The sequence below is a fragment of the Sphingopyxis sp. LK2115 genome, from assembly GCF_014595975.1.
Taxonomy (GTDB): Bacteria; Pseudomonadota; Alphaproteobacteria; order Sphingomonadales; family Sphingomonadaceae; genus Sphingopyxis.
On the sequence record NZ_JABWGQ010000002.1, the window covers coordinates 82572 to 108198 of the forward strand.

The following is a 25627-nucleotide window of genomic DNA, read 5'->3' on the forward strand; positions in this document are numbered from 1 at the left end:
CATGACTGCGCACAAACCCGGCGACCCGACGACCCTCAACCGCCTCTACGGCCGATCGAAGGGCAAGCCGCTGCGCGCGGGGCAGCAGGATCTGGTCGATACGCTGTTGCCACAGATTGCGGTTCCCGCCGAGGGCGATGTAACCGCCGCGCGGCTGTTCGACTTCGACTGCCCGCTGCATTTCGAGATCGGCTTCGGCGGCGGCGAGCATATGGCGGCGCGCGCCGACATGCTGCCCGACCATGGCTTCATCGGCGCCGAACCCTTTATCAACGGCGTGGCGCAGGCGCTGGTCCATGTTGCGGGCGATCATGGCGCGCACCCTCCGCTTGGCAACGTCCGCATCCATCACGGCGACGCGCTCCAGGTGCTGCGGCGCATCCCCGATGGCGCCTTAAGCTTCGTCTATCTGCTCCACCCCGATCCCTGGCCCAAGGCGCGCCATGCCAAGCGGCGGATGATGAACGACGGGCCGCTCGACCTGATCGCGGCAAAGCTGAAAATCGGCGGCGAGTTCCGTTTCGGCACCGACCATCCGGTCTATCTCGCCCATGCGCTGATGGTGATGCGCCGTCACCGCCACCAGTTCGAATGGCTGGCAAGGGATGCGCGCGATTTTCAGCTGCGCCCCGGCGGCTGGCCCGAAACGCGCTACGAGGCAAAGGCGCGCGCGCAGGGGCACGAGGTCTGGTATTTCCGCTATCGGCGGATTTAGCGTGCAAACAGATGGGGCGGCCTCTTGTCGAGTGCCGCCCCAGTTAGTGGATCCGTCGGGGGAGAGGGAGAGGACGGTCCGGAGATTGGTCTCGGCCAGGCTTAGCGCGCGGCCAGCTGGCTGTCGGTTTCGACTTCGGCGACGCCGGCTATTTTCAGCGCGGCGCGGAACTGCTTGGCGGCGGCGCGTTCGTTGCCCGCTTCGCACAGCTTCTTGCCGGTCGAAACAAAGCGCTTTGCGCTCGATTGCTTGGCGCCTTCGAGGCCGTTTGCCGCGACATGCGCCTGTTCGGCGAGGCCCGCGCAGCGATAATCGCCGCCCGACTGGGCATAGGCGGGGGTGGCCGACGCCATCAGGCCGGTAAAGGCGAGCGCCGACGCGGCGACGATGGCAAAGGCAGAGGGGAAATGACGGAAAGAGGAGAGCTGGTAAGACATGGGAGAGGTTCCTTTCGTTTCGTTGTGCAACCTTTATAGGCGCGCTTGCGCACTTAGATAATCCTCTATAATCTGCAAGTGCCTTGAAGCAGGATTTAACAATTCCCCATGGGGCGCTCGACGGGATCGAAGCGTTCCTGCGCGTCGCGGAAAGGCGCAGCTTTTCCGCCGCGGCCGCCGACCTTGGCGTTTCACCCTCGGCGATCAGCCAGACGATCAAGGCGCTCGAGGCGCGCGTCGGCGCGCCATTGTTCATGCGCACGACGCGCAGCGTGGGGTTAACCCAGGCGGGCGAAATGTTCTTTGAGCGCGCGGCGCCCGCCTATTCGGGGCTTGCCGATGCCTATGAGGCGGCGCGCAACCTTGGCAACCGGCCCGCGGGGCGATTGCGCATCAACCTGATGCGCGGCGCGGTGCAGCCCCTGTTCGAACCGATCATCGCGGGCTTTTGCGAAACCTATCCCGAAATCGAGCTGGAAATCTATGCCGACGATGCGCTGTCAGACCTGAGTGCGGGCGGGTTCGACGCCGGGGTGCGGATGGGTGAATCGCTCGACGCCGATGTTGTCGCAGTGCGGCTGACCGGTCCCTTTCGCTTCGTCGTCGCAGGCGCGCCATCCTATTTTGCGCGCCATGGCCGCCCCGCAACGCCGGAGGCGCTGCGCGAGCATCGCTGCGTCCGTTTCCGTCTCGCGACCGGCGCGCTGCTGCCATGGACCTTTGAAAAGGGGAATCGCGAGTTCGACATCCCGGTCACCGGCCCGGTGATCGTGAACGACTGGAGCGCGGCGCTCGTCGCGCTGCGCACCGGCGTCGCGCTCAGCATGATGGCCGAGCCGATGGCGACCGCGATGGTCGACGCGGGCGAGATCGAACTGGTGCTCACCGACCATGCCGCCTCGACATCGGGCCTCTTCCTTTATTATCCCGGCCGCAAGCAGGTGATGCCCAAGCTGCGCGCCTTCATCGACTATGTGCGCGACAACCTTCCCGACGACATAAGCCGCTGAGCTGTGGTGGACGGCGGCTTTCGGCACAAATAAATCCCTTCACCGTCAGCAGAAAAATTGGGCTGGCGCTGTGCACTGAATCGCGGCAGCATCTTGTCAACCGAATGAGTTGGGAAGCCCTATGATCGATCTTTCTGCAATCGACCTCGCCGCGCTGCTTCCCTTCATCCTGATCGGCTTTGCCGCGCAACTTGTCGATGGCGCGCTTGGCATGGCGTTCGGCGTCATCTGCAACACCTTGCTGGTCGCGGTGCTCGGCGTCCCGCCCGCGACCGCCTCGGCACGCATCCATGTCGTCGAGATTTTCACCACCGGCGCGTCGGGCCTCAGCCATTTGGTTCACCGCAACATCGACTGGCCGCTCTTTCTGCGCCTGCTGATTCCCGGCGTGATCGGTGGAGTCTTGGGCGCCTATCTGCTCACATCGCTCGACGCCGAGGTCGTAAAGCCATTCGTGCTTGGCTATCTCGTGCTCATCGGCCTCTGGCTGCTGATCCGCGGCCTCCTTTATCCGCCGAAGATTGCCAAGCCGAAAGTCGTCGCGCCGCTCGCAATGGTCGGCGGCTTCCTCGACGCCGCGGGAGGCGGGGGCTGGGGACCGGTCGTGACCTCGAACCTGCTCGTTCAGGGCGGCGAGCCGCGCAAGATCGTCGGCACGGTGAACAGCGTCGAGTTTTTCCTGGCGGTCGCGGTGTCGGCGGCCTTCGTCTGGCATATCGGACCCGAAGATATTCTGGGTCCGACGCTGGGCCTTATCGTCGGCGGCGTCGCCGCGGCGCCGGTGGGAGCGATGATGGCCAAGCGTTTTTCGCCCAAAGTCATGCTGGTGCTGGTCGGCATCGTGCTGACCGCGACGAGCGCGTTCGGGCTGTACCGGGCGCTGGTCTGATTGAACGGCTGGTTGCGACCGAAACCCGCCGTCGCCACCACGCAGGCGGGGGCGACGGTTCAGCGCGTCGTGCGCCAAATCGGCAGCGCCCTAAATCCGTTCGCGTCGGGCGAAGTCGAGACAGGAATGGCAAATGGCGCCGATCAAACGCTCGCCGCGCCAGTGGAACGTCCGCCCTCTATCCCGACACCAACGCCGCCGTCAGTTGGCCGGCCGCGTTTCGTCGATCTTGTCGACCCATTCGGGATAGAAGCTCGGCTCGCGCGCCGACCAGCCCGGGGCCGTCGCAGCGGCTTCGCTGATCGACTGGAGCAGCGCCTTGCGCTTGTCGGGGTGCAGGTGCGGCAGCGATGCCGCCGCGCAAAAGGCGCCGGGCAGCCACGGCCGCGCGTGCGCGCCAAGCAGGCGTTCATAGAGAAAACGATAGGCGGAAAAGCCCGGCAGCCGGTCCTGGCCAAGATCGAACGCCGACACCGCCACGAGCGGCGCCATAAAACCTTCGAGGGCGTCGAGCCCGCTGTCATCGGGAATATGCGCGCGAATCTCGTCGAGCCGCCGATATACTTTGGCCTGAACGCGGATCGCGGTTTCCTCGACCATGTCGCGCGACCAGCGGGCGATCGCGTCCTCGCGGTCGAGCCCGATGTCGAGCGACCGGCGGATATAGCGCTGGGTTCCCGCGGGAAAGCCCGCGAACTCCTTGATTTCCGAAAGGGACAGGTCGCCTGCGGCCGGTCCGGATCGCGTCGCCATGGTCATGCTCCCGCACGGCGTCCGGGGAGCCATCCCCCCGGAGGCCTGCATCCGACACCATGCCACCAAAATCGTTAGCGGCAGGTTAACCATCGTGTCGGCGCGCGTTCAGCGCGTGCTGGGGCGTTGCGCGGCGGCGCAACCGGGCCTAATCCTCGTGCCCGAAACCATAAGACACGAGAGCCGCCATGTCGCACGCACCGCAGCCGGTCCTTTCCGCCACCGGCCTTTTCACCCCCGCTGAACGCATCTCCAACGAAGACCTTGTCGCCAGTTTTAACGATTATGTTGCACTGCACAACAGGGAAAATGCGGCGGCGATTGCGGCGGGCGAAATGGCCGCGCTGACCGAATCAAGCGTCGAGTTCATCGAAAAGGCGAGCGGTATCGGGTCGCGCTACGTCGTTGACAAGGCGGGCATCCTTGACCCTGAACATATGGCACCGCGCCTGCCCCAACGCAGCAATGACGAGCTGTCGATCATGGCCGAAATCGGCGTCGCGGCGGCAAAGGACGCGCTCGCACGCGCGCGCCGCGATGCAGGCGAGGTCGATGCCGTGCTCTGCGCGGCGTCGAACATGCAACGCGCCTATCCCGCGATGGCGATCGAGATCCAGGACGCGCTTGGCATCGACGGTTTCGGATTCGACATGAATGTCGCCTGTTCGTCGGCGACCTTTGGCATCCAGACCGCCGCCGACTATATCCGCGCGGGTCACGCCAGAAGCGTGCTCGTCGTGAACCCCGAAATCTGTTCGGGGCATCTGAACTGGCGCGACCGCGACAGCCATTTCATCTTCGGCGATGTTGCGACCGCGATTCTCGTCGAGGACAAGGCCATTGCGCCCGCGGGGCATTGGGACATTTTGGGCACGAAGCTGAAAACGGTCTTTTCCAACAATATCCGCAACAATTTCGGCTTTCTGAACCGCGCGCACGGCGGCATCGACCAGTCGGGCCCCAAAACCGACAAGCTTTTCGTCCAGGAAGGGCGCAAGGTGTTCAAGGAGGTCGTGCCGATGGTCGCCAGCATGATCGTCGCGGAGATGGCGAAACTGGGGCTGGAGAGCGCCGACATGCGCCGCCTCTGGCTGCATCAGGCGAACACCAACATGAACCGGCTGATCGCGCAGCGCGTGCTGGGGCATGAGGCGAGCGACGACGAGAGCCCGACGGTGCTCGACACCTATGGCAATACGTCGAGCGCGGGGTCGATCATCGCCTTCCACCTTCACCATGACGACATGGTCGCGGGCGACACCGGGCTGATCTGTTCGTTCGGGGCGGGTTACTCGGCGGGGACGGTTTTCGTGCGGAAGACATGATTCCCCGGTATTTCGCGCCGTCACCCTGAACCTGTTTCAGACGCGATCGCCCGACGTCGCCCCAGACGCGGCGCTGCATCAGAGCGCCCGCCGAGGACACTGGAACAGGTTCAGCATGACGAAAATAAAATGCGGCTTTTATGGCACAAAGGTCGTGAACAGATAGATGGCGAACAGCATCAGGTGGATCACCCCCTGCAACACCGTGGTGCGTCCGTTCGCCAATGTCTGTGACGCGACGATCAGCGAGAGGAACAACAGCACCGTCGACTTCGCGTCGAGGCCGAGGCCGATCGGCAGGTCGATCGCGATCGACAGGATCGCGACCGCAGGGATGGTAAGCCCGATCGTCGCGAGCGCCGAACCGAGTGCGAGGTTGAGGCTGGTCTGGAGCCGGTCGGCCTTCGCCGCGCGCACCGCTGCAAGCCCTTCGGGCGCCAGGATCAGCGCCGCGATCAGCACACCGAGCACCGCCGGCGGCGCGCCCCAGTCGGCGAGCAGCGCGCCGATGACCGGGGACACCGCCTTCGCGAGCAGCACGACCGCGAACAGGCTGGCGAGCAGCAGGACGCCCGATGCGGCGGCGCGCCGCGCGCCCGGCGGCGCGGCGTGCGCGTCGGCCTCGTCCTGCGCCTCGCCGTCGGGCAGGAAATAGTCGCGGTGGCGCACCGTCTGGATAAGCGCGAAGGTGCCGTAAAGCACCAGCGACACCGCCGCGACGAAACCGAGCTGCGTCGCCGAATAAAAGGGTCCGGGCACGCTCGACGTGAAATTGGGCAGCACCAGCGTGACGATGGTGAGCACCGTCAGCGTGGCGAGCGCGGCGCCGATGCCGGTGCGCTGGAACCGCTGTTCATGGTGGCGGATCGCGCCGCTCAAAAGGCACAGCCCCATCAGCAGGTTCAATATCACCATCACGGCCGCGAACACCGTGTCGCGCGCAAGCGTCTGCGCCTTGTCGGGTTCGGCCTGCATCAGCGTCAGGATCAGCCCGACCTCGATCACCGTCACCGCGAGCGCCAGGATCAGCGTGCCGAACGGCTCGCCGACGCGGTGCGCGATCACCTCGGCGTGATGCACTGCGGCGACGACCGCGCCGGCAAGGATGACCGCGACGAACCAGGGGCTGAGCGGCATCGCCAGGCTGGCCAGCGCCGCGACGAAGCCGATGATCGGCATCAGATCGTTGGTGCGGTCGGCGAGGCGGAGCTTGGCGATCATCGGGCTGTTATATTGCAGCGGCCTGCGCGCAAGGCCAGCCTTCAATCGCGCAAGGCGAGCATTCCTTCCCCCCCCGATGCGGGACAGGCGAAAGGTGCGGCGCTGATCGCCCGTTGCCGCGGTAAAGGTGCGGTCTCGGCCATCGGCAACCGCGCAAGGACACGCCGTCACCCCCATCCAACGCCGCTCGGCGCCTGCGGCGCAAGGCTGGCTATCCTTCCCCCAATCAGGGGACGGGATGTCAGCGACGGGGCGAATGCGAGCGCACCGGCAATCCGGCCGCCGCCAGCCGCGCGTGCGCCTCGGCCACCGTCGCTTCGCCGAAGTGAAAGATGCTCGCCGCGAGCACCGCGCTCGCCCCCCCTTCGACGACCCCGGCGACAAGATGGTCGAGCTTGCCGACGCCGCCACTGGCGATCACCGGCACGCTCACGGCATCGGCGATCGCACGGGTGAGTGCGAGGTCGTAGCCGTCCTTCGTTCCGTCGCGGTCCATGCTGGTCACGAGCAGCTCGCCCGCGCCGAGGTTGGCAAGGCGAACCGCATGGCCTAGCGCGTCGATCCCGGTGGGCCTGCGCCCGCCGTGGGTAAAGATTTCCCAGCGACCATCCGCAATCCGCCGCGCATCGATGCTGCCGACCGCGCACTGGCTGCCGAAGCGGTCCGCGATGTCGGCGACCAGTTCGGGTCGCGCGACGGCGGCGCTGTTCACCGCCACCTTGTCGGCGCCCGCGAGCAGCAGCGCGCGCGCATCCTCGGCGCTGCGCACCCCGCCGCCGACGGTGAGCGGCATGAAGCAAACCTCGGCGGTGCGCGCGACCATGTCGAGCAGGGTGCCGCGCCCCTGATGGCTGGCGCTGATGTCAAGGAAGCACAGCTCGTCGGCGCCTGCGGCGTCATAGGCGCGCGCGGCCTCGACCGGATCGCCCGCGTCGCGCAGATCGACGAAATTGACGCCCTTCACCACGCGCCCATCGGCGACGTCGAGGCAGGGGATGACGCGGACGCGGACGGTCATGGCCTGCCCGCCGCAATCGCCTCGGCCAGATCGAGCCGCCCGTCATAGAGCGCGCGCCCCGTAATCACGCCTTCGATGCCATCGGCGACGTGGCCGCGCAGCGCGCGGATGTCCTCGATTCCCGCAACCCCGCCGCTCGCAATCACGGGAATATCGACCGCCTGCGCAAGCGCGACCGTCGCCTCGACATTGCAGCCTTTCAGCAGCCCGTCGCGCCCGACGTCGGTGAAGAGCAGCGCCGAGACCCCCGCATCCTCGAAGCGGCGCGCGAGATCCTCGACCCGCACGTCGGAGACATCGGCCCAGCCCTCGGTCGCGACCATGCCCTCGCGGGCGTCGACGCCGACGACGATCCGGCCGGGCAGGTCGCGCGCCGCCGATCTGACGAAATCGGGGTCCTTGAGCGCCGCCGTGCCGATGATGACGCGGCTGACCCCCCGCGCCAGCCAGCGATCGACGCTCGCTCGGTCGCGGATGCCCCCGCCGACCTGCACCTTGCCCGCAAAGGCCGCGATGATGCTTTCGACCGCCGCGCCGTTGACGCTCGCGCCCGCAAAGGCGCCGTCGAGGTCGACGACATGCAGGTGCGTTGCGCCCGCATCGGCAAAGGCGCGCGCCTGCGCCGCCGGATCGTCGCCATAGACGGTCGCGCGGTCCATATCGCCCTCGGCCAGCCGGACCACCTGACCGCCCTTCAGGTCGATTGCGGGGAAGATGGTCAGGGTCATGGCTGCTTCCTGAAGCCCCTTTCCTTCAGGGGATGGGTTGGGGTGATCGCTCGCGGCGTGGCGCAAGGCTTCTGGCGCCCGCTCGCGGCGCCCCGGACCAGGCCCGCCGCTCGCTGTCCGCCGCTGAAGGCGAGGGGCTGCACTATGGACGCCATGCGAGAAATCGCTCCAGTGTCGCGAGGCCATAGGCCTGGCTTTTTTCCGGGTGGAACTGGACGCCGACGATATTGTCCTTCGCCACGGCCGCGGTGAAGGTGCCGCCATGGCTGCTCGTCGCCGCGACATGGGCCGCATCGGCGAAATGATAGCTATGCAGAAAATAGGCCTCGCCCGCCGCGATCACCGGATGCGCCGCCACTGGCACGACATCGTTCCAGCCCATGTGCGGGATGCGCAGGCCCGGCGCGGGCGCGAAGGCGCGCACCGTGCCGCCGATCCAGCCGAGGCCGGGATGGCGGCCATGTTCCTCGCCCGCGTCGGCGAGCAATTGCATCCCGACGCAGATGCCGAGGAAAGGCGCGCCTTTACCCCGCACGCGCTGCTCCATCGCGGCGATGAGGCCGGGAATCGCCGACAAACCGTTCATGCAGGCGGCGAACGCCCCGACACCCGGCAGCACGATGCGGTCGGCCGAGGCCACGACATCGGGATCGGCGGTGACGGCGACATTGTCCGCGCCCGCCGCGGCGAGCGCATTTTGCACCGAGCGAAGATTGCCCGCGCCATAGTCGATCAGGGCAATGACGCTCATGCGAAAGTCCTAGAGGACCCCCTTGGTGCTGGGGATCGCATCGCCCTTGCGCGGGTCGATCTCGACCGCCTGGCGCAGCGCGCGTGCGAGCGCCTTGTACATGCTTTCGGCGATATGATGATTATTCTCGCCATAGAGCGTTTCGATGTGCAGCGTGATGCCGGCGGTCTGCGCAAAGCTGTGAAACCAGTGCGGAAACATCTCGGTGTCCATCTCGCCCAGGCGCGGCTGCGAGAAGCCCGATTTGTAAACGCAGTGCGGGCGCCCCGAAATGTCGAGCACGCAGCGCGTCAGCGTTTCGTCCATCGGCGCGTGCGCCTCGCCGTAGCGCGCGATGCCGCGCTTGTCGCCGAGCGCCTTGGCGACCGCTTCGCCGAGCGCGAGCGCCGAATCCTCGACCGTGTGATGCTGGTCGACATGAAGGTCGCCCTTCACCGCCATGGAAATGTCGATCAGCGAATGGCGCGACAATTGTTCGACCATATGATCGAGGAAACCGATGCCGGTGGACACCGAATAATCGCCCGTCCCGTCAAGATTGACGGTGATCGCGATATCCGTTTCCTTGGTCGTGCGCTGGACGGTGGCGGTTCGCATGACATGCCCCTTAGACGCTATTTTTCGCGTTGCAAGGCGACTCTCCCCCCTTGACCCGCGAACGCCGCCCGTCCATCCCCCTCGGCCATGAGTGACGACGTCCGCGACAGCCTGATTCCCTATGACGAAATCGTGCAGGATGCGCTGCGCGCGGTGGTCGGCCGCGTGTTGTCGCAGGTCGAGGGCACCGACAGCCTGCCTGGTGAGCATCATTTCTATATCACCTTCAAGACACAGGCGCCCGGTGTCGACATTCCCGCGCATCTGGTCGCCAAATTCCCCGACGAAATGACGATCGTGCTTCAGAACCGCTTCTGGGATCTGACCGTTGCCGAGGATCATTTCAGCGTCGGCCTGTCGTTCAACCAGACGCCGTCGACCCTGATCGTCCCCTATGCCGCGATCACCGCCTTCGTCGATCCGTCGGTCGATTTCGGCCTGCAGTTCCAGGTCAGCGACGATGGCGCCGCCGAGCCGGAACCGCATGACGAAGCCGACAATGATCGCCCCGAAGTATCGACCGAAGACGGGTCGAACGTCGTGACGGTGGACTTCGGCAAGAAAAGATAGCGACGTGGCCAAGCTGTGGCCGCCGACGCGCTTCTGGCAAATTTGGGCCCTTGCGGGCATGGTCGTGCTGACCGCTGCCTTCTGGTGGGGGGTCAAAGGTTATGCATTGTTCGAAAGCGGCGGGCCGCGCGGAGCGATTGCCGACGGGTTGCTGCGCTTCAGCCTGCTCGTCCTGACGCCGGCGCTGCTGCTCGTCTGGCTCGCCGCGGCGTGGCTGCGCCGCCGCGTCGGTGATTCGGGATATTGGCAGATGCTCGGCCTCGTCGCGATGATCTGGGCAGGGGCGGTGTTGGTGACAAGGATGCTCGCCGCATGACGAGAGCGCGAACCGAAAGCGACAGTATCGGTGCGATCGAGGTGCCCGCCGATGCCTATTGGGGGGCGCAGACCGAGCGCAGCCGCCATAATTTCGCCTTTCCCGCGCACGAGCGCATGCCGATGCCCGTCGTCCACGCGCTCGCGCGGATCAAGGCCGCGGCGGCGCGCGTCAATCGCGCGCACGGGCTGGACCGAAGGCTCGCCGACGCCATAGCGGTCGCCGCCGATGCGGTGGCGGCCGGCGAGTATGACGACCAGTTCCCCCTCGCGATCTGGCAGACGGGCAGCGGCACCCAGTCGAACATGAATGCGAACGAGGTGATCGCGGGGATCGCCAACGAGGCGCTCGCGGGCACGCGCGGCGGCAAGGCGCCCGTCCATCCCAACGACCATGTCAACATGGGGCAATCGTCGAACGACAGTTTTCCGACCGCACTCCATGTCGCGGTCGCGGTCGAAACCATCGCGCGGCTGCTGCCGTCGCTGATCGCGCTTACCGACGCGCTGGAGGCAAAAGCGGCGGCGTGGGGCGACATCGTCAAGATCGGTCGCACCCATTTGCAGGACGCGACCCCGCTGACCCTGGGACAGGAGTTTTCGGGCTATGTGGCGCAGCTGATCGCCTGTCGCGCGCGGATCGAGGGCGCCTTGACGCACAATATCTGCAAGCTCGCGCAGGGGGGCACCGCGGTCGGCACCGGATTGAACGCGCCCGCGGGCTTCGACGCCGCAATGGCCGAAGAGCTGTCCAAAGCCACCGGCATCGCCTTCGCGCCCGCACGCAACAAGTTCGAGGCGCTGGCGTCGAACGACGGCCTCGTCTTTTTCTCCGGCGCGTTGAACACGCTGGCGGTAGCGCTCACCAAGATCGCGAACGATATCCGCCTTTTGGGATCGGGCCCGCGCGCGGGGCTGGGCGAACTCGACCTGCCCGCGAACGAGCCCGGCAGCTCGATCATGCCGGGCAAGGTCAACCCGACGCAGTGCGAGATGCTGACCATGGTGGCCGCACAGGTGATCGGTAACCATCAGGCGGTCACCGTGGGCGGGATGCAGGGGCATCTCGAACTCAATGTCTTCAAACCATTGATCGGCGCCAATGTGCTGCGATCGATCGAACTGCTCAGCATCGGCATGGCAGGCTTTACCGAGCATTGCGTTGTCGGGATCGAGCCGAATCGGACGCGCATCGACGAACTGATGAACCGCTCGCTGATGCTCGTCACGGCGCTGGCGCCCGAAATCGGATATGACAATGCCGCCAAGATCGCGAAGCACGCCCATGAAAGCGGCAGCACGCTAAAGGAGGCCGCACTGGACCTTGGTTATGTCGATGCTGCGACGTTCGACCGGCTGGTCGATCCGCGAACGATGCTGGGGCCGGAACCCAGCCCCCCGTCCGCGGATTGAGAAGGGGGAAGGAGATATGGGCATGATCGGCAGAATCGTGGGCGGCGTATTGGGCAGCGCCATCGGCAGGCACAAGGGCAATCATCCGGTCGCGGGCGCCGTGATCGGCGCGGGCGCGCTGTTTGCGGCGCGGCGATTGTTCCCGCAGCGCTACGCCGCGCTGGCGGCGACAGTTGCCGCGGGATACCTCACCAAGAAATGGGCCGAACGCGCCGAAGCGCGCCGCGCGGCCGAGGCGGCGCATGCCGCCGATCCTGAACTCGCGAAAGCGGGCGTGGTCGATAGCTATGCCGGGACCGCGACCGTGCCGACCGCCGGGCAGGCGAAGGGCGATGCGCGGCTGCCCGCGATCCCGACGGATCCCGACAGGAAACGTCCGGCGATTCCCTGAAAGTCGTCAAAAGCCGCCGATTGGCTTTTCGTCCTTCATTCAGGCCTTTGCCGGAATGCCGTTTCAAGCGATGGTGCGTTCACCCCGCCGCCTGCCATTGCTTCACTGCCTCGACCGGCGAGATGAGCATGAGGACGTTGAGGGTCAGATTGTCGCGGATCGCCCACAGCGCGAACAGCTCGAACACCAGCGCCAGCGCTACCGTCGCCCACCAGCGCATCCGGCTCGCGGCAAGGAAGCCGGCAACCATGAACAGCGCGTCGCTGACCGAATTGAGGATCGAATCGCCGCTGTAGCCGAACGCCATTGTCACCTCGCGGTAGCGGTCGATGATGACTGGCGAGTTTTCGAGGATTTCCCACGCCGCCTCGACCCCGATTGCCAGTGCAAGCAGCACCCAGAGCGGCTGGCGCGGCAACAGCCAGCGGCCGAGGCCGTAGAAGATGAAGCCGTGGATGATGTGGCTGAAGCTGTACCAGTCCGAAATCTGCTGGCTGTTCTGGTTCGACTGGACGGTGCCGTGCCACAGGCTGATCGTGCCGCACGGGCAGATCGGCGGGCGGCCCATCGCGAACAGGATGGCGGCAAAAACCGCGAGCAGCGCCACAGCGACCAGCCAGCCCGTTCGTGAAATCCCCTCGACCATCACGCCCCCATGTCCGCCGCTTGCCGCTTGACCGGCGTGCCCTCTCGCGCAATTAGCGCGCATGGCAGATAGCGTCCACCTCAACCGCCGCGGCGTGTTGTTCGTCCTTTCCTCGCCGTCGGGCGCGGGCAAGACCACCATTTCGCGCATGATGCTGGAGGCGGACGGGGACATCGCCCTCTCGATCTCCGCGACGACGCGCCCGCCGCGGCCGGGCGAGGTCGACGGGGTGCATTATCATTTCGTCGACACCGAAACCTTCAAGAAAATGGCCGCCGATGGCGCGTTTCTCGAATGGGCGCATGTGTTCGGCCACCGTTACGGCACGCCGCGCGCGCCGGTCGAAGCGATGCTCGCCGCGGGCAAGGATGTGCTCTTCGACATCGACTGGCAGGGCGCGCAGCAGCTGTATCAGGAAGCCGGCCCCGACGTCGTGCGCGTCTTCGTGCTGCCGCCGACGATGGAGGAACTCGAACGGCGCCTGCGCGCGCGCAAGACCGACAGCGACGAGGTGATCGCCGCGCGCATGGCGCGCGCCGCGAACGAGATCAGCCACTGGGACGGCTATGACTATGTGCTCATCAACGACCATGTCGATGACTGCTATGGCGAAGTCATGGCAATCCTTCGCGCCGAACGGCTGAAGCGCCGCCGCCAGATCGGGCTGATCGGCTTTGCGCGCGACCTGATCCGGTCGGTGCCGGATGCGGACAGGAAGCTGTAAGCGCCGCTTTATATCCGCAGCGCGTCCCCGCGAAGGCGGGGAACCATGGTCCGGTCGGATCGAATGCGCACCGGCAGGCGATGGGCACCCGCCTTCGCAGCTGCGCATGGCTTATCTAGGCCGCCCTCGCCATCGTCGCTTGCAGCTCTGCCACCATCGCCGCGCGCAGCGGCTTCGCTTGCCCGTCGGTGCGACACACGACCACCGTGTCGCAGGTGGCGATGCAGCGGCCGTTCTGGAACATCGCCTGCACGATCGTCCAGCTCGACGTGCCGATCCGCCCGATGCCGGTCGCGATCTCGACCGGATCGGGGAAATGGCCCTCGGCCAGATAGTTGATCTCGACCGCCGCCACCATCGTCCGCTCGTTCGCGGGGCGCTCGCCCAGCGGGCGCACCTGCCGGTTGAGCAGCACCCGGCCGCTTTCGAACAGCGCGGCAAAGGCCACATTGTTGAGGTGGCCGTTGATGTCCATGTCCTGAAAGCGCGTCTGCAACTCGATGCAAACGGGATAGCTGGCGGCACGCAGCCGCCAGCCTTCCGGTTTGGGCATCAGCGCGGCCCCATGCGGATGCCGCCGTCGAGGCGCACGTCCTCGCCGTTAAAATAGCCGTTCTCGATCATGCAGAGCGCCAGATGGGCATATTCGTCCGGCACGCCAAGGCGCTTCGGATTGAGCACCGAGGCGCCAAGGGCGTCGCGGACATTCTGCGGCGCGCCCGCGAGCAGCGGGGTATCGAATATGCCGGGCAGGATCGTGTTGACGCGGATGCTCTCGCTCGCAAGATCGCGCGCGATCGGGAGCGTCATGCCGACGACGCCGCCCTTCGACGCCGAATAAGCGGCCTGGCCGATCTGGCCGTCCTCGGCCGCGACGCTCGCGGTGTTGACGATCGCGCCGCGCTCGCCGTCGGCCATCGGATCGAGCGTCAGCATGCCCGCCGCCGACTTGGCGATGCAGCGGAAGGTGCCGACAAGGTTGATCTGGATGATCCAGTTAAAGGCATCGAGCGGGAAATGCTTGATGCTGCCGTCTTCCTTGCTGCGGCTCGCGGTCTTGATCGCATTGCCGGTGCCGGCGCAATTGACGAGGATGCGCTCCTGCCCGATCGCCGCGCGCGCCTTTTCAAAGGCGGCGTCGACGCTGGCGTCGTCGGTGACGTTGCATTCGCAGAACACGCCGCCCAGCTCCTCGGCGATCGCTTTGCCCTTTTCCTCCTGCAAATCGAAGATCGCGACTTTCACGCCCTTGGCAGCGAGCGCGCGCGCGGTCGCGGCGCCAAGGCCCGACGCACCGCCGGTGACGACGGCGGAAACGGTGGAATCGAGTTTCATATGGTTCTCCTAGCTAAAGCCCCTCCTCGTCCGGGGAGGGGTCGGGGTTGGGCTGTCGATGTTGCGCAAGGCCGATGGCCTTCGCCCCGCTCGACCAGGGGCCCGGCCGACACCGGACCAGGTCTTGATGCCCCTCCCCCGAAGGGAAGGGGGGTTGAAGGGCGTTACAGCCGTTCGACGATCGTCACGTTGGCCTGGCCGCCGCCTTCGCACATCGTTTGCAGGCCATATTTGCCCCCCGTCGCGTCGAGCACGCCGAGCAATGTCGCCATCAGCTTGGTGCCGCTGGCGCCGAGCGGGTGGCCGAGCGCAATCGCGCCGCCATGCTGGTTCAAACGCGCGTGATCGGCGCCGAGATATTTGAGCCACGCGAGCGGCACCGGCGCGAACGCTTCGTTGACTTCATAGGCGTCGATGTCGCCGATGGTCATGCCGGCGCGCTTCAGGGCCTTTTCGGTCGCGAACAGGGGTTCCTCGAGCATGATGACGGGATCGCCCGCGGTCACCGAGACGTGGTGGATGCGCGCGCGCGGGGTCAAGCCGTGGTCTTTGAGCGCCCGTTCGGAAACGATCAGCACCGCCGATGCGCCGTCGCAAATCTGGCTCGACGTCGCGGCGGTGATCGCGCCGCCTTCCTGGAGCAGCTTGACCCCGGCGATCCCCTCCAGCGTCGCGTCGAAACGGATGCCTTCGTCGACCTTGTGCAACTCACGGCCTTCGGGGGTATCGATCTCGACCGGCACGATTTCGCGCTCGAAGCGGCCTGCTTCGGTCGCCGCCTTGGCACGGCGGTGGCTTTCGAGCGCATAGGCGTCGAGGTCGTCCTTGGTGAAGCCATGCTTCTTGACGATCATTTCGGCGCCCATGAACTGGCTGAACATGATGCCGGGATATTTCTCCTCAAGCCGGGGCGATTTATAATTGCCCATGCCTTCCTTCATATAGAGCATCGCGGTCGAGCCCATCGGCACGCGCGTCATGCTTTCGATGCCGCTGGCGAGAACGATGTCCTGCGTGCCCGACATCACCGCCTGCGCCGCGAACATCATCGCCTGCTGCGACGATCCGCACTGACGGTCGATCGTCACCGCGGGGATGCTGTCGGGAAGTTTCGAGGCGAGCACCGCGTTCCGCCCGACGTCCATCGTCTGCTCGCCGCCCTGCATCACGCAGCCGGTGATGACGTCGTCGATCGCGCGCGGGTCGAAATCATTGCGGTCGGCGATCGCGTCGAACACGGCGGCGCCAAGGTCGACGGGGTGCACGCCTGCGAGCTTGCCGCCGCGCTTGCCGCCGGCGGTGCGGACGGCGTCAACAATATAGGCTGTGGCCATGGGAGAGTTCCTTTCTTCCTGAAGCCCATCCCCTTCGGGGGAAGGGGTTGGTCATTAAAGTTTGCGCCCGATCAGTTCCTTCATGATCTCGTTCGTGCCGCCAAAGATGCGGGTCACGCGCGCCGCGCGCCACGCGCGGGCGATCGGATATTCGTTCATATAGCCCGCGCCGCCAAACAGCTGGAGGCATTTGTCCATCACTTCCCATTGCAGTTCGGTGTGCCACAGCTTCGCTGCGGCGCCTTCCTCCGGCGTCAGTTCCTTTTTCAGATGCCGCGCGAGCGCCCAGTCGAGATGCGCCCAGCCGACCTGCAGTTTCGCCTTCAAATCGGCGAGCACGAAGCGGCTGTTCTGGAAATCGAGGATCGGCTTGCCGAACGCCTTGCGCTCGCGCGTATATTCGACCGTGTCGTCGAACGCACGCTGCGCCGATGCCTGCGCGCTGACCGCAATCGAGAGCCTCTCCTGCGGCAGCTCGCTCATCAGATAGATGAATCCCTGTCCCTCTTCGCCCAGGCAATTGGTGATCGGCACGCGAACGTCGTTGAAGAACAGCTCCGACGTGTCGGCCTCGTCCTGCCCGATCTTGTCGAGATTGCGCCCGCGCTGGAACCCTTCGCGGTCGGCCTCGACCAGCACGATCGACACGCCCTTCCACGCGGGCTGGGCGTCGGGATCGGTCTTGACGCACACCAGGATCAGGTCGGCGTTCTGGCCGTTGGTGATATAGGTTTTGGAGCCATTGATGACATAATGATTGCCATCCTTTTTCGCGGTCGTCCGCATCCCCTGAAGGTCGCTGCCGGTGCCCGGTTCGGTCATCGCGATCGCGGTGATGACCTCGCCCGACACCATCCTGGGCAGCCAGTGCTTCTTCTGCTCCTCGCTGCCGTAACGGACGATATAGTTGGTGACGATGTCCGACTGGAGCGAAAAGCCCGTGGTGACGCGGCCATAATAGGCGCTTTCTTCGTCGACGATCGCATTATAGCCGAAGTCGAGGCCGAGCCCGCCATATTCCTCGGGCACCGTCGGGCAGAGGAGGCCAAGCGCGCCCGCCTTGGGCCACAGGCTCCTGGGCACGATGCCGTCCTCGGCCCATTGCGCCTGGTTGGGCGCGACTTCGTTTTCGAGGAACTGGCGCACCGTCGCGCGGAACGCTTCATGGTCTTCGGTATAGGCGGTGCGCGAGAGGCTATCGAGCGACATCTGGTTCCTTTCCCTTGGGCGCGGCCGAACGAAGCCGGGGAGTCGGCCGCATCGTTGACCGTCAAGAGACCTTACGTTTACGTCCACGTCAAGCAGAAATGCCGCTACGGCATGAAAGTTCGTCCGTCGCCGTTCCCATTATCGAGTGCCGCGGCGCGCGGCGCTGGTCGCACAGCGGTGTAACGCCAGGGGGCCAGGTGGCACTCTCCATATTTTGTCATTCCGGTCTTCGCCGGGATGACGCCGCCATAAGCGATGTTGCGCGCGCCGCCGCAGGCCGCTGGTCGCATGGCGCTGAATAGCTTTGCAATCGCTGGGCACCCTCGCCCTCCCGCGCTATGAACTCGCCATGGTCCAACTGCTTCTCGACGCCCGCGCGCTGCTGGGCGAATCGCCCGTCTGGCACGCGCACGAAGCGCGCCTTTATTGGGTCGATATCGAGGGCCGCAAAATCCATCGGACCGATCCCGCGACGGCGACCGACGCCGTGATGGAACTCGCCGAACAGGTCGGCTGCATCGCGCCGCGCGCGCAGGGCGGCCTTATCGCCGCGCTCGAAAACGGCTGCGCGATCATCGACGATTGGGGCACGGCGCCAAAGCCCTTCGGACCGGCGGTGCTGGCCGACAAGCCGCACCAGCGCTTCAACGACGGCCGCGTCGATGCGGCCGGGCGGCTGTGGGTCGGCAGCCTGACGAGCGACAAGCCGAAACGCGATGCAGCGCTCTACCGGCTCGATCCCGACGGATCGCTGACCATGCTGTTTGACGGATTGATGACCAGCAACGGCGCGGCGTTCAGCCCCGACGGGCGCATCTTTTATCACGCCGATACGCCCACGCACTGCATCCATGCCTATGACGTCGACCCGGCGACCGGCGCGCTGGGCGGCAAGCGGCTGTTCCACCGCTTTGCCGAAGGCCAGGGCCGCCCTGACGGCGCCGCGGTCGACGCCGAGGGTTGTTATTGGTCGGCGCTGTGGGACGGCTGGCGCGTCGTGCGCCTGTCGCCCGCGGGCGAACTGCTGCACTCGGTCGACCTGCCGGTCCAGCGCCCGACGATGATCGCTTTTGGCGGAGCCGACCTCAAAACCGCCTTCGTTACCAGCGCGGGCAAGAATCTGACCGATGCGGAGCGCGAGGCCCAGCCGCACGCGGGGGGCGTCTTTACGTTCGACGTAGAGGTGCCGGGGCTTGCGCAGGAAATGTTTGCCGGGTGAAGCCAGGGCTGACCCGAAACTTGCGCATCGCTGTCATATCTGGTTAATCCACCCGCCGACATGGTTTCGTCCGAAACCTTTTCCACCGGGAGAGTCCGAATATGCCGCACAGCGTGCCCCGCCTTGCCCGCAAGCTGTCGATCATGCTTGCATCCACCGCGACGATCATGGGTTATAGCCCGATGAGCACCGCCATCGCCGCCGAACCCGTTGCCGCCAAAACCATCCCCGCCGGGCAGAACCCGCTGCTGCAACCCTGGACCGGTCCCTATCAGGGGGTGCCGCCTTGGGACAAGCTCGACCCCGAACTCTTCCCCGATGCCTTTCAAAAGGCGATGGCCGAGGTGAAGGCCGAAGTGCAGGCGGTGATCGACAATCCCGCCGAACCGACGTTCGAAAACACCCACGTTCCGATGATGCTCGCGGGCGAGACGATGGAGCGCGTCTTTGCGATGTGGGGCGTGCAGACGTCGAACAAATCGAACGACCGTGTCGAGGAAATCGACGCCGAATGGAGCCCCAAGCTCACCACTTTCTACACCGAGCTGTTCTTGGAGCCGAAGCTCTTCGCGCGTTACAAGGCGGTGTATGACAAGCGTCACACGAGCGGGCTTGACGCGCAGCAGATCCGCATCGTCGAGCGCAGCTATGACGAAATGGTCCGCGACGGCGCCAACCTGTCGCCCGCCGACAAGGAAAAGCTGGTCGCGATGAACGCGAAGCTCGAAGGGTTATTTTCGGCTTTCTCCTCGAAACTCCTCGGCGATGAGAAGCTTTACACCTTTGTCACCGACAAGGCTGAGCTTGACGGGCTCGATCCGGCTTTCGTCGCGTCGCTCGCCGCCGCCGCAGAGGCCAATGGCCACGCCGGTCACTGGGCGATCAAGAACACGCGCTCGTCGGCGCAGCCGGTGCTGCAGAATGCGACCAACCGCAAATTGCGCGAAAAGGTCTGGCGCGCCTTTGTCGGCCGCGGCGACAATGGGGACGCCAACGACACCAATGCGACGATCGCCGAAATACTGAAGCTGCGCCAGGAGCGCGCCGAGCTGCTCGGTTTCCCGACCCACGCGCATTACCGCATGGCCGACACGATGGCGAAGACGCCCGAAAATGCGATGGGCCTGATGATGAAGGTGTGGCCCGCCGCCGTCGCGCGCGTGAAGGAAGAGGTCGCCGACATGCAGGCAATCGCCGACGCCGAAGCCAAGGCGGGCAAGGGGCCGAAGATCACCATCGAGCCATGGGATTATCGCTATTATGCGGAAAAAGTCCGCAAGGCGAAATATGACCTCGATGAAAGCGAGGTGAAACCCTATCTTCAGCTCGACAAGCTCGTCGACGGCATGTTCTGGGCCGCGGGGCAGCTTTACGACCTCGGCTTCCGCGAGAATACGGGGCAAATCCCCGTTTTCGATTCCAAGGTCCGCACCTTCGAGGTTTATAATCTCAAGACGGGAAAAAATGTCGGCGTCTTCTATCTCGACAATTTCGCGCGCGACGGCAAGCGGTCGGGCGCGTGGATGACGACCTATCGCAGCCAGCAGTCGCTGGGCGGCGAACGCAATGTGCTGGCGTCGAACAACAATAATTTCACCGAAGGCGCACAGGGCGAACCGACGCTCATCAGCATCGACGACGCGTCGACGCTGTTCCACGAATTCGGCCACGGCATCCATTATCTGCTCCAGCAGGTCAAATATCCGGCGCTTGCCGGGGTGCCGCGCGACTTCGTCGAATATCCGAGCCAGGTGAACGAGAATTGGCTGATGACCCCCGAAGTGCTGTCGAAATATGCGACGCACTACCAGACGGGCGAACCGATGCCGCAGGCGCTGGTCGACAAGATTCTGGCGAGCCAGAAGTTCAACCAGGGGTTCGAGACGGTCGAATATCTGGCGAGCGCCATCGTCGACATGAAGCTGCACAACCGCACGACGCCGCCGAACGATGTCGACAGGTTCGAACGCGAAACGCTGGCCGAAATCGGGATGCCGAAGGAAATCGTCATGCGGCACCGCCTGCCGCAGTTCGGCCATCTGTTCAGCTCGGACGCCTATTCGGCGGGCTATTACTCCTACCTCTGGTCCGAAACGATGGACGCCGACACCTGGGCGGCCTTCACCGAAGCCGGGGGGCCGTGGGATCGGACGGTGGCTGACAGGTTCCGCACCATCCTGCTGATGACCGGCAACGAAACCGACCGCGCCGACGCCTATCGCGCCTTCCGCGGTCGCGACCCCGACGTCAAGGCGCTGCTCGAAAAGCGCGGTTTCCCGACCGAATGACAGGCAAGGCAAGGGGGGTTGTCAGTATCCCCCTTGTTTGGGCTGCCGCCGCCCAGGGGGCGGCGGCAGCAGCGCCGTCAGGGCGCTCTCGATCATCCCGGCGGCCGCGTCAGCGCCGAAACTTGTCGCGTCGAGCGACAGTTCAAGCCACAGTCCGTCGACCATCGCGGTGAGCAGGATCGCCAGCCGCCCGGCATCGTCCGCGCCGCACGCGGTGAGCAGCTCGGCCAGTCGCGCGCGATAGCCCGCATAGCTGCCTGCATGGATCGCGGCCATGCGCGCGTCGCTGCGTGCCAGCGCCCAGAAGGCGGTCCAGGCGCCGAGCAGATCGGGGTCGGTCACCGGCGCGCGGAAGCTGGCGGTGAGATAGGCCGACAGCCGCGCGCGCGGATCGGTGCCCGCACGCTCGACGGCGGCGGCGAAAATCGCGTCCATCCGGTCGCTCGTCGCCTGATAGGTCGCGGCGACCAGATCGTCGATGCCAGCGAAATAATGGCGCAGCAGCCCCGGCGAAACCCCCGCGCGCGCGCAGATCGCGCGCACATTCGTCCCCGCCAGACCCTGTTCGGCCAGGCATGTCGCGGTCGCCTCGATCAGGTCGGCGCGGCGGGCGTCGGCGCTTTCGCGCCTAAAGGCTTGGCGAGCGGGCGGCATGTTGTTATACGCTTGTATAACAAGGAACGGACCATGGCAACTGCACCGCTTCACGATTCGCGCACCGACCCGCTCGACGGATGGTCGCTCCCGGCGTGGACCTACAGCGACCCCGATTTCTACGCCGCCGAAATGGCGCGCATCTTTCGCCCCAGCTGGCAAATCGTCTGTCATGACAGCGACATTCCGAATGTCGGCGACTGGCACAGTATCGACTATTGCGGCGAAAGCGTGATCGTCGTGCGCGGCAGCGACCGCGTCGTGCGCGCCTTCACCAACGTCTGCCGCCACCGCGGATCGCGCCTTGTCGATGGCGCCGCGGGCTGCGCGAAGAAACTCGTCTGCCCCTATCATGCCTGGACCTATGAACTCGACGGGCGGCTGACCGGCGTTCCGGACAGCGCAAGCTATCCCACGCTCGACAAGGACCGGGCGGGGCTGGTGGCGGTCGAGGCCGAACAATGGCGCGGCTTCTGGTTCGTGCGGCTTGCCGATGACGGCGGCCCGTCGGTCGCGTCGATGATGGCGCCCTATGAAGCGATGATCGAACCCTATCGCTTTGCGGAACTCGGCGCGCTCGGCCGCGTCACGCTGCGCCCGCGCGAGGTCAACTGGAAGAATGTCGGCGACAATTATTCGGACGGCCTTCACATTCCCGTCGCGCATCCGGGGCTGACCCGGCTTTTCGGCAAAAGCTATGGCGTTGAGGCCAAGGACAATGTCGATCGCATGTGGGGCGACCTGATCGAGCGGCCGTCGGCCGGCTGGTCCGAACGCCTGTATCAGCGGCTGCTGCCGCCAGTGCCGCACCTGCCCGCCGACCGCCAGCGCCACTGGCTCTATTTCAAGCTGTGGCCCAATGTCGCCTTCGACATCTATCCCGACCAGGTCGATTTCATGCAATGGTTGCCGACCGGCCCGACGAGCTGTCTGATCCGCGAAATCAGCTATGCCCTGCCCGACGATCGGCGGGAGATGAGGGCGGCGCGCTATCTCAACTGGCGTATCAACCGCCAGGTCAATGCCGAGGACACCGCGCTCATCACCCGCGTTCAGCAGGGGATGCAGTCGAAAAGCTTCACCATGGGCCCGCTCAGCGACAAGGAAGTCTGCCTCAGGCATTTCTGTTCTCGGATGCGCGACCTCATTCCCGAGGCACGCCTTGAACACCCCCCGCGTGCGGGATGGAGCAAAGCATGACCAAAGCCTATGACGCGCTGATTATCGGCGCCGGCCACAACGGCCTTGTCTGTGCCTTCTATCTCGCCAGGGCCGGACTGAAGGTGCGGATCGTCGAGGCGCGCGACGTCGTCGGCGGCGCCGCGGTGACCGAGGAGTTCGCGCCGGGGTTCCGCAACTCGGTGGCAAGCTACACGGTCAGCCTGCTCCAGCCCAAGGTCATCGCCGACATGCGCCTTGCCGATCATGGCTATCGCGTGATCGAGCGGCCGATCAGCAATTTCCTGCCGCAGGAGGATGGCGGATACCTCAAGCTCGGCGGCGGGCTCGAACGCACGCAGGCCGAGTTCCGCAAGTTCAGCGCGCGCGATGCCGAAATGCTGCCCGCTTATTATGACGCGCTCGAAAATGTCGCCGAACTGCTCCGCGACCTTGCGCTCCGCGTCCCGCCCAACGTCGGCGAAGGGCTGCGCACCCTGTTCGACGGGGCGCGGCAGGGGCGGCGCTTCGCCACCCTCAGCCTCGAACAGCAGCGCGACGTGCTCGACCTGTTCACCAAGTCGGCAAGCGCGATGCTGGGCAGCTGGTTCGAGAGCGAGGCGGTGAAGGCGGCTTTCGGTTTCGACGCGGTCGTCGGCAACTACGCCAGCCCCGACACACCGGGCAGCGCCTATGTCCTCCTCCACCATGTTTTCGGCGAAGTGAACGGCAAGAAGGGCGCCTGGGGCCACAGCGTCGGCGGCATGGGCAAGATCACCGAAATCATGGCGAAAGTCTGCCGCGACCATGGCGTCGAAATCAGCCTCGAAAGCCCCGTCGCCAGGGTGCTCGTCGACGGGGGCAGGGCGGTCGGCGTCAAGCTTGTCGGCGGCGAGGAAATCGCCGCCGCGCGCGTGATCGCCAATGTCGGGCCGAAGCTGCTTTACGAACGGATGATGGACGCCGCCGACCTGCCGCAAGACTTTCAGCGCCGGATCAAGGGCTTCAAGGCAGGCAGCGGGACGTTCCGTATGAATGTCGCGCTGTCGCAACTGCCGAAGTTCACCTGCCTCCCCGAACCGGGCGAACATCACCAGTCGGGGATCATCCTCGCCCCGACGCTCGACTATATGGACCGCGCCTTCCTCGACGCGAAGCAATATGGCTGGTCGAAGGCACCGATCGTCGAAATGCTGATCCCGTCGACCGTCGACGACAGCCTCGCGCCCGCAGGCTGTCATGTCGCGAGCCTTTTCTGCCAGCAATTCGCACCCGAATTGCCCGACGGCAGGGACTGGGACGATGAAGAGGACGCCGCGGCCGAGTGCATCATCGACACCGTCGAAAAACACGCACCGGGCTTTCGCGCCAGCATTGTCGGCAGCACCCGGCTCAGCCCCAAGGGGCTTGAACGCAAGTTCGGCCTTGTCGGCGGCGACATCATGCATGGCCATATGAGCCTCGATCAGCTTTGGGCCGCGCGCCCGGTGCTCGGCAATGGCGGCTATCGCGGCCCGGTGAAGGGGCTGTACATGTGCGGCGCGGGAACGCACCCCGGCGGCGGCGTCACCGGCGCGCCGGGGCATAACGCCGCCGCGGTCATCCTACGCGACCGGGGGCTCTTCGCGCCCCGGTGGCGTTAGGCTTCGCGCCGACGCCATGGTCCATGCATAAAGCGGCAGCCCCGCCGCCATCAGGATCAGGCTCATCGCGCTGACGCCGATGCCCGCGCCCCACAGCGTCCAGACGGCATAGGCAAGGCCGATCAGCGCGACCGGGATCGCGACGCGCAGCCGCAGCGCAGCGGCGGCACAGGCGAGGTAAAGCCACAAGGTCACCGAGGTGGAGAGCACCGCCATGAAGGTGAACATCTCGCTCGTCGACTTGCTGCTGTTGAGGATGACGCAGGCGGTGGCGATCGCGCTCGACAGCAGCAGCGCGGCGGCCGGGGTGCCGTGGCGGTTCTCGCGGCCGCACCAGGCGGGAAGCAACCCCTGCCGAGCGAGCGTCGCGGGCAGTTCCGCCTGGATCAGCGTCCAGCCGTTCAAGGTGCCGAGCGCGCTGACCGCGGCGAAGGCGGCGATAAGCGCTGCGGGTCCGGCACCCCACCAGGTTTCGACGAACAGCGAGAAAGGCGCCGCCGAGCGTGCAACCTCGTCTGCGGGCAGCATCAGCGCGATCGCCGAACAGACGATCAGATAGAGGATGCCCGTCGCGAGCGTGCCGATGATCGTCGCGCGCGGGATGGTGACGGCGGGATCATCCACCTTGTCGGCGGCGACGCTCGCCGATTCAAAGCCGAGCAGCGCCCACAAGGTCAGGATTGCCGATCCGCTCACCGCGGCGAATGACAGCCCGTCGGCGGGGAAGGGGGCGAGCGCGACGGGCTGGCTACGCCCGAAGGCGATGGGGATCAGGACGATGACGGTGACCAGCGGGATCAGCTTGATGAGCAGGGTTACGAGCTGAAACTGTCCCGCCGCACGCGCGCCGCGCCAGTTGATCGCAGTGACGATCCAGATCAGCGCGATCGTCGACAGCGCCATATGCCGCCCCAGCGCAGGCACGAACAGGCTGAGAAAGCTTACCGCCGCGACTGCCAGCGTCACATTCGCGGTCCACACCGACACCCAATAGGCCCAGCCGATCATGAAACTGGGGATGCGGCCAAAGGCGCGCTCAACGAAGCCGGTCGGTCCCCCCGCGTCGGGGTGGGCGATCGTCAGCCGCGCGATCACAAAAGCCAGCGCAAGCGCCCCGCCGATGGTGATCGCCCAGCCCGCGACGCCGTTCCAGCCAAAGGGGGCGAGGCTGGCGGGGAGCAGAAAGACCCCCGATCCGATCATATTGCCCATGACGAGCGCGATCGCCATCGAAAGGCCGAGCTTGCGGCGCGGCCTTTCGGGGCGATTCGCGGGTGCGGTCAC

27 protein-coding genes are annotated in these 25627 nt (G+C 65.7%); 13 read left to right on the forward strand and 14 right to left on the reverse strand.

Features of this window, described 5'->3' with window-relative positions:
- The first annotated feature begins 1 nt into the window (after position 1).
- On the forward strand, positions 2-715 hold the full coding sequence (gene trmB / locus HUW43_RS00400) for a tRNA (guanine(46)-N(7))-methyltransferase TrmB (protein WP_188235619.1): 714 nt from the start codon (positions 2-4) through the stop codon (positions 713-715).
- Positions 716-816: 101 nt separating this feature from the next.
- Here the strand turns inward: trmB and HUW43_RS00405 are convergent, their stop codons facing one another.
- Positions 817-1152 (reverse strand): hypothetical protein, encoded by a 336-nt coding sequence (locus HUW43_RS00405; RefSeq protein ID WP_120222010.1) that lies wholly within the window; start codon positions 1150-1152, stop codon positions 817-819.
- 83 nt (positions 1153-1235) lie between these two features.
- Here HUW43_RS00405 and HUW43_RS00410 point away from each other — a divergent pair, with 83 nt between their 5' ends.
- Both HUW43_RS00410 and HUW43_RS00415 read left to right on the forward strand, forming a co-directional pair.
- Positions 1236-2162 carry a LysR family transcriptional regulator gene (locus HUW43_RS00410; RefSeq protein ID WP_188235620.1) on the forward strand — a complete coding sequence of 309 codons (927 nt, stop codon included), beginning with the start codon at positions 1236-1238 and terminating at the stop codon, positions 2160-2162.
- A 121-nt stretch (positions 2163-2283) separates the two neighbouring features.
- A complete protein-coding gene (locus HUW43_RS00415; RefSeq protein ID WP_188235621.1) occupies positions 2284-3051 on the forward strand; it encodes a sulfite exporter TauE/SafE family protein in 768 nt (255 codons plus the stop codon).
- Between the two features lie 201 nt (positions 3052-3252).
- On the opposite strand, the gene HUW43_RS00420 is transcribed toward HUW43_RS00415, so the two are convergent.
- The gene (locus tag HUW43_RS00420) at positions 3253-3804 is read right to left on the reverse strand and encodes a hypothetical protein (protein WP_188235622.1); all 552 of its coding nucleotides are present in this window, start codon (positions 3802-3804) and stop codon (positions 3253-3255) included.
- Between the two features lie 188 nt (positions 3805-3992).
- Between HUW43_RS00420 and HUW43_RS00425 the strand changes: the two genes are divergently transcribed.
- Positions 3993-5129, forward strand: a complete 1137-nt coding sequence (locus HUW43_RS00425; RefSeq protein ID WP_188235623.1) for a beta-ketoacyl-ACP synthase III — start codon at positions 3993-3995, stop codon at positions 5127-5129.
- Positions 5130-5267: 138 nt separating this feature from the next.
- Here HUW43_RS00425 and HUW43_RS00430 read toward each other — a convergent pair whose 3' ends face one another.
- The 5 genes from HUW43_RS00430 to hisB all read right to left on the reverse strand — a co-directional run bounded on the left by HUW43_RS00430 (position 5268) and on the right by hisB (position 9444).
- Positions 5268-6350: a calcium:proton antiporter gene (locus HUW43_RS00430; RefSeq protein WP_188235624.1), complete on the reverse strand. Its 1083-nt coding sequence runs from the start codon at positions 6348-6350 to the stop codon at positions 5268-5270.
- A gap of 241 nt (positions 6351-6591) precedes the next feature.
- Positions 6592-7368 carry an imidazole glycerol phosphate synthase subunit HisF gene (hisF, locus tag HUW43_RS00435; RefSeq protein ID WP_188235625.1) on the reverse strand — a complete coding sequence of 259 codons (777 nt, stop codon included), beginning with the start codon at positions 7366-7368 and terminating at the stop codon, positions 6592-6594.
- Positions 7365-8096 (reverse strand): 1-(5-phosphoribosyl)-5-[(5-phosphoribosylamino)methylideneamino]imidazole-4-carboxamide isomerase, encoded by a 732-nt coding sequence (gene hisA / locus HUW43_RS00440; protein WP_188235626.1) that lies wholly within the window; start codon positions 8094-8096, stop codon positions 7365-7367. The genes hisF and hisA overlap by 4 nt, the downstream gene beginning before the upstream one ends.
- 142 nt (positions 8097-8238) lie before the next feature.
- Entirely contained in the window at positions 8239-8847 is a 609-nt protein-coding gene (gene hisH / locus HUW43_RS00445; RefSeq protein ID WP_188235627.1) for an imidazole glycerol phosphate synthase subunit HisH, read from the reverse strand.
- A 9-nt stretch (positions 8848-8856) separates the two neighbouring features.
- Positions 8857-9444 (reverse strand): imidazoleglycerol-phosphate dehydratase HisB, encoded by a 588-nt coding sequence (hisB, locus tag HUW43_RS00450; protein WP_188235628.1) that lies wholly within the window; start codon positions 9442-9444, stop codon positions 8857-8859.
- A gap of 87 nt (positions 9445-9531) precedes the next feature.
- Here hisB and HUW43_RS00455 point away from each other — a divergent pair, with 87 nt between their 5' ends.
- The 4 genes from HUW43_RS00455 to HUW43_RS00470 are packed head-to-tail and all read left to right on the forward strand — an operon-like array spanning position 9532 to position 12133.
- Positions 9532-10014: an SspB family protein gene (locus tag HUW43_RS00455; RefSeq protein ID WP_120222020.1), complete on the forward strand. Its 483-nt coding sequence runs from the start codon at positions 9532-9534 to the stop codon at positions 10012-10014.
- A gap of 4 nt (positions 10015-10018) precedes the next feature.
- Positions 10019-10330 carry a hypothetical protein gene (locus HUW43_RS00460; RefSeq protein WP_188235629.1) on the forward strand — a complete coding sequence of 104 codons (312 nt, stop codon included), beginning with the start codon at positions 10019-10021 and terminating at the stop codon, positions 10328-10330.
- Positions 10327-11742: a class II fumarate hydratase gene (gene fumC, locus HUW43_RS00465; protein ID WP_188235630.1), complete on the forward strand. Its 1416-nt coding sequence runs from the start codon at positions 10327-10329 to the stop codon at positions 11740-11742. The genes HUW43_RS00460 and fumC overlap by 4 nt, the downstream gene beginning before the upstream one ends.
- A 22-nt stretch (positions 11743-11764) precedes the next feature.
- Positions 11765-12133, forward strand: a complete 369-nt coding sequence (locus HUW43_RS00470) for a hypothetical protein (RefSeq protein ID WP_188235631.1) — start codon at positions 11765-11767, stop codon at positions 12131-12133.
- A 79-nt stretch (positions 12134-12212) separates the two neighbouring features.
- Here the strand turns inward: HUW43_RS00470 and HUW43_RS00475 are convergent, their stop codons facing one another.
- Positions 12213-12779 carry a DUF2585 domain-containing protein gene (locus HUW43_RS00475; protein WP_188235632.1) on the reverse strand — a complete coding sequence of 189 codons (567 nt, stop codon included), beginning with the start codon at positions 12777-12779 and terminating at the stop codon, positions 12213-12215.
- Positions 12780-12840: 61 nt separating this feature from the next.
- Here HUW43_RS00475 and gmk point away from each other — a divergent pair, with 61 nt between their 5' ends.
- Entirely contained in the window at positions 12841-13503 is a 663-nt protein-coding gene (gene gmk / locus HUW43_RS00480; RefSeq protein WP_188235633.1) for a guanylate kinase, read from the forward strand.
- 115 nt (positions 13504-13618) lie between these two features.
- On the opposite strand, the gene HUW43_RS00485 is transcribed toward gmk, so the two are convergent.
- The 4 genes from HUW43_RS00485 to HUW43_RS00500 all read right to left on the reverse strand — a co-directional run bounded on the left by HUW43_RS00485 (position 13619) and on the right by HUW43_RS00500 (position 17381).
- Complete coding sequence (locus tag HUW43_RS00485) at positions 13619-14056, reverse strand: acyl-CoA thioesterase (RefSeq protein WP_188235634.1); 438 nt, start codon at positions 14054-14056, stop codon at positions 13619-13621.
- Positions 14056-14838, reverse strand: a complete 783-nt coding sequence (locus HUW43_RS00490) for an SDR family NAD(P)-dependent oxidoreductase (RefSeq protein ID WP_188235635.1) — start codon at positions 14836-14838, stop codon at positions 14056-14058. The genes HUW43_RS00485 and HUW43_RS00490 overlap by 1 nt, the downstream gene beginning before the upstream one ends.
- Before the next feature lie 164 nt (positions 14839-15002).
- Positions 15003-16172 carry an acetyl-CoA C-acetyltransferase gene (locus tag HUW43_RS00495; RefSeq protein ID WP_188235636.1) on the reverse strand — a complete coding sequence of 390 codons (1170 nt, stop codon included), beginning with the start codon at positions 16170-16172 and terminating at the stop codon, positions 15003-15005.
- A gap of 54 nt (positions 16173-16226) precedes the next feature.
- Complete coding sequence (locus HUW43_RS00500; RefSeq protein WP_188235637.1) at positions 16227-17381, reverse strand: acyl-CoA dehydrogenase family protein; 1155 nt, start codon at positions 17379-17381, stop codon at positions 16227-16229.
- Positions 17382-17730: 349 nt separating this feature from the next.
- Between HUW43_RS00500 and HUW43_RS00505 the strand changes: the two genes are divergently transcribed.
- Positions 17731-18600, forward strand: coding sequence for an SMP-30/gluconolactonase/LRE family protein (locus HUW43_RS00505; RefSeq protein WP_188235638.1), 870 nt, complete (start codon positions 17731-17733; stop codon positions 18598-18600).
- A gap of 113 nt (positions 18601-18713) precedes the next feature.
- On the forward strand, positions 18714-20888 hold the full coding sequence (locus HUW43_RS00510; protein ID WP_317450794.1) for a M3 family metallopeptidase: 2175 nt from the start codon (positions 18714-18716) through the stop codon (positions 20886-20888).
- A 21-nt stretch (positions 20889-20909) separates the two neighbouring features.
- On the opposite strand, the gene HUW43_RS00515 is transcribed toward HUW43_RS00510, so the two are convergent.
- The gene (locus HUW43_RS00515) at positions 20910-21542 is read right to left on the reverse strand and encodes a TetR/AcrR family transcriptional regulator (RefSeq protein ID WP_188235640.1); all 633 of its coding nucleotides are present in this window, start codon (positions 21540-21542) and stop codon (positions 20910-20912) included.
- Positions 21543-21575: 33 nt separating this feature from the next.
- Here HUW43_RS00515 and HUW43_RS00520 point away from each other — a divergent pair, with 33 nt between their 5' ends.
- Entirely contained in the window at positions 21576-22742 is a 1167-nt protein-coding gene (locus tag HUW43_RS00520) for an aromatic ring-hydroxylating oxygenase subunit alpha (RefSeq protein WP_188235641.1), read from the forward strand.
- Positions 22739-24343, forward strand: coding sequence for a phytoene desaturase family protein (locus HUW43_RS00525; RefSeq protein WP_188235642.1), 1605 nt, complete (start codon positions 22739-22741; stop codon positions 24341-24343). Before HUW43_RS00520 ends, HUW43_RS00525 begins: the two co-directional genes overlap by 4 nt.
- Here HUW43_RS00525 and HUW43_RS00530 read toward each other — a convergent pair.
- Positions 24305-25627 carry an amino acid permease gene (locus HUW43_RS00530; protein WP_188235643.1) on the reverse strand — a complete coding sequence of 441 codons (1323 nt, stop codon included), beginning with the start codon at positions 25625-25627 and terminating at the stop codon, positions 24305-24307. The genes HUW43_RS00525 and HUW43_RS00530 overlap by 39 nt on opposite strands.

Coding starts and splice junctions, on each gene's coding strand:
- trmB (WP_188235619.1), top strand. CDS start 2: ATGACTGCGCACAAACCCGGCGACCCGACGACCCTCAACCGCCTCTAC.
- HUW43_RS00405 (WP_120222010.1), bottom strand. CDS start 1,152: ATGTCTTACCAGCTCTCCTCTTTCCGTCATTTCCCCTCTGCCTTTGCC.
- HUW43_RS00415 (WP_188235621.1), top strand. CDS start 2,284: ATGATCGATCTTTCTGCAATCGACCTCGCCGCGCTGCTTCCCTTCATC.
- HUW43_RS00420 (WP_188235622.1), bottom strand. CDS start 3,804: ATGGCGACGCGATCCGGACCGGCCGCAGGCGACCTGTCCCTTTCGGAA.
- HUW43_RS00425 (WP_188235623.1), top strand. CDS start 3,993: ATGTCGCACGCACCGCAGCCGGTCCTTTCCGCCACCGGCCTTTTCACC.
- HUW43_RS00430 (WP_188235624.1), bottom strand. CDS start 6,350: ATGATCGCCAAGCTCCGCCTCGCCGACCGCACCAACGATCTGATGCCG.
- hisF (WP_188235625.1), bottom strand. CDS start 7,368: ATGACCGTCCGCGTCCGCGTCATCCCCTGCCTCGACGTCGCCGATGGG.
- hisA (WP_188235626.1), bottom strand. CDS start 8,096: ATGACCCTGACCATCTTCCCCGCAATCGACCTGAAGGGCGGTCAGGTG.
- hisH (WP_188235627.1), bottom strand. CDS start 8,847: ATGAGCGTCATTGCCCTGATCGACTATGGCGCGGGCAATCTTCGCTCG.
- hisB (WP_188235628.1), bottom strand. CDS start 9,444: ATGCGAACCGCCACCGTCCAGCGCACGACCAAGGAAACGGATATCGCG.
- HUW43_RS00455 (WP_120222020.1), top strand. CDS start 9,532: ATGAGTGACGACGTCCGCGACAGCCTGATTCCCTATGACGAAATCGTG.
- fumC (WP_188235630.1), top strand. CDS start 10,327: ATGACGAGAGCGCGAACCGAAAGCGACAGTATCGGTGCGATCGAGGTG.
- HUW43_RS00470 (WP_188235631.1), top strand. CDS start 11,765: ATGATCGGCAGAATCGTGGGCGGCGTATTGGGCAGCGCCATCGGCAGG.
- HUW43_RS00475 (WP_188235632.1), bottom strand. CDS start 12,779: ATGGTCGAGGGGATTTCACGAACGGGCTGGCTGGTCGCTGTGGCGCTG.
- gmk (WP_188235633.1), top strand. CDS start 12,841: ATGGCAGATAGCGTCCACCTCAACCGCCGCGGCGTGTTGTTCGTCCTT.
- HUW43_RS00485 (WP_188235634.1), bottom strand. CDS start 14,056: ATGCCCAAACCGGAAGGCTGGCGGCTGCGTGCCGCCAGCTATCCCGTT.
- HUW43_RS00490 (WP_188235635.1), bottom strand. CDS start 14,838: ATGAAACTCGATTCCACCGTTTCCGCCGTCGTCACCGGCGGTGCGTCG.
- HUW43_RS00495 (WP_188235636.1), bottom strand. CDS start 16,172: ATGGCCACAGCCTATATTGTTGACGCCGTCCGCACCGCCGGCGGCAAG.
- HUW43_RS00500 (WP_188235637.1), bottom strand. CDS start 17,381: ATGTCGCTCGATAGCCTCTCGCGCACCGCCTATACCGAAGACCATGAA.
- HUW43_RS00505 (WP_188235638.1), top strand. CDS start 17,731: ATGGTCCAACTGCTTCTCGACGCCCGCGCGCTGCTGGGCGAATCGCCC.
- HUW43_RS00515 (WP_188235640.1), bottom strand. CDS start 21,542: ATGCCGCCCGCTCGCCAAGCCTTTAGGCGCGAAAGCGCCGACGCCCGC.
- HUW43_RS00520 (WP_188235641.1), top strand. CDS start 21,576: ATGGCAACTGCACCGCTTCACGATTCGCGCACCGACCCGCTCGACGGA.
- HUW43_RS00525 (WP_188235642.1), top strand. CDS start 22,739: ATGACCAAAGCCTATGACGCGCTGATTATCGGCGCCGGCCACAACGGC.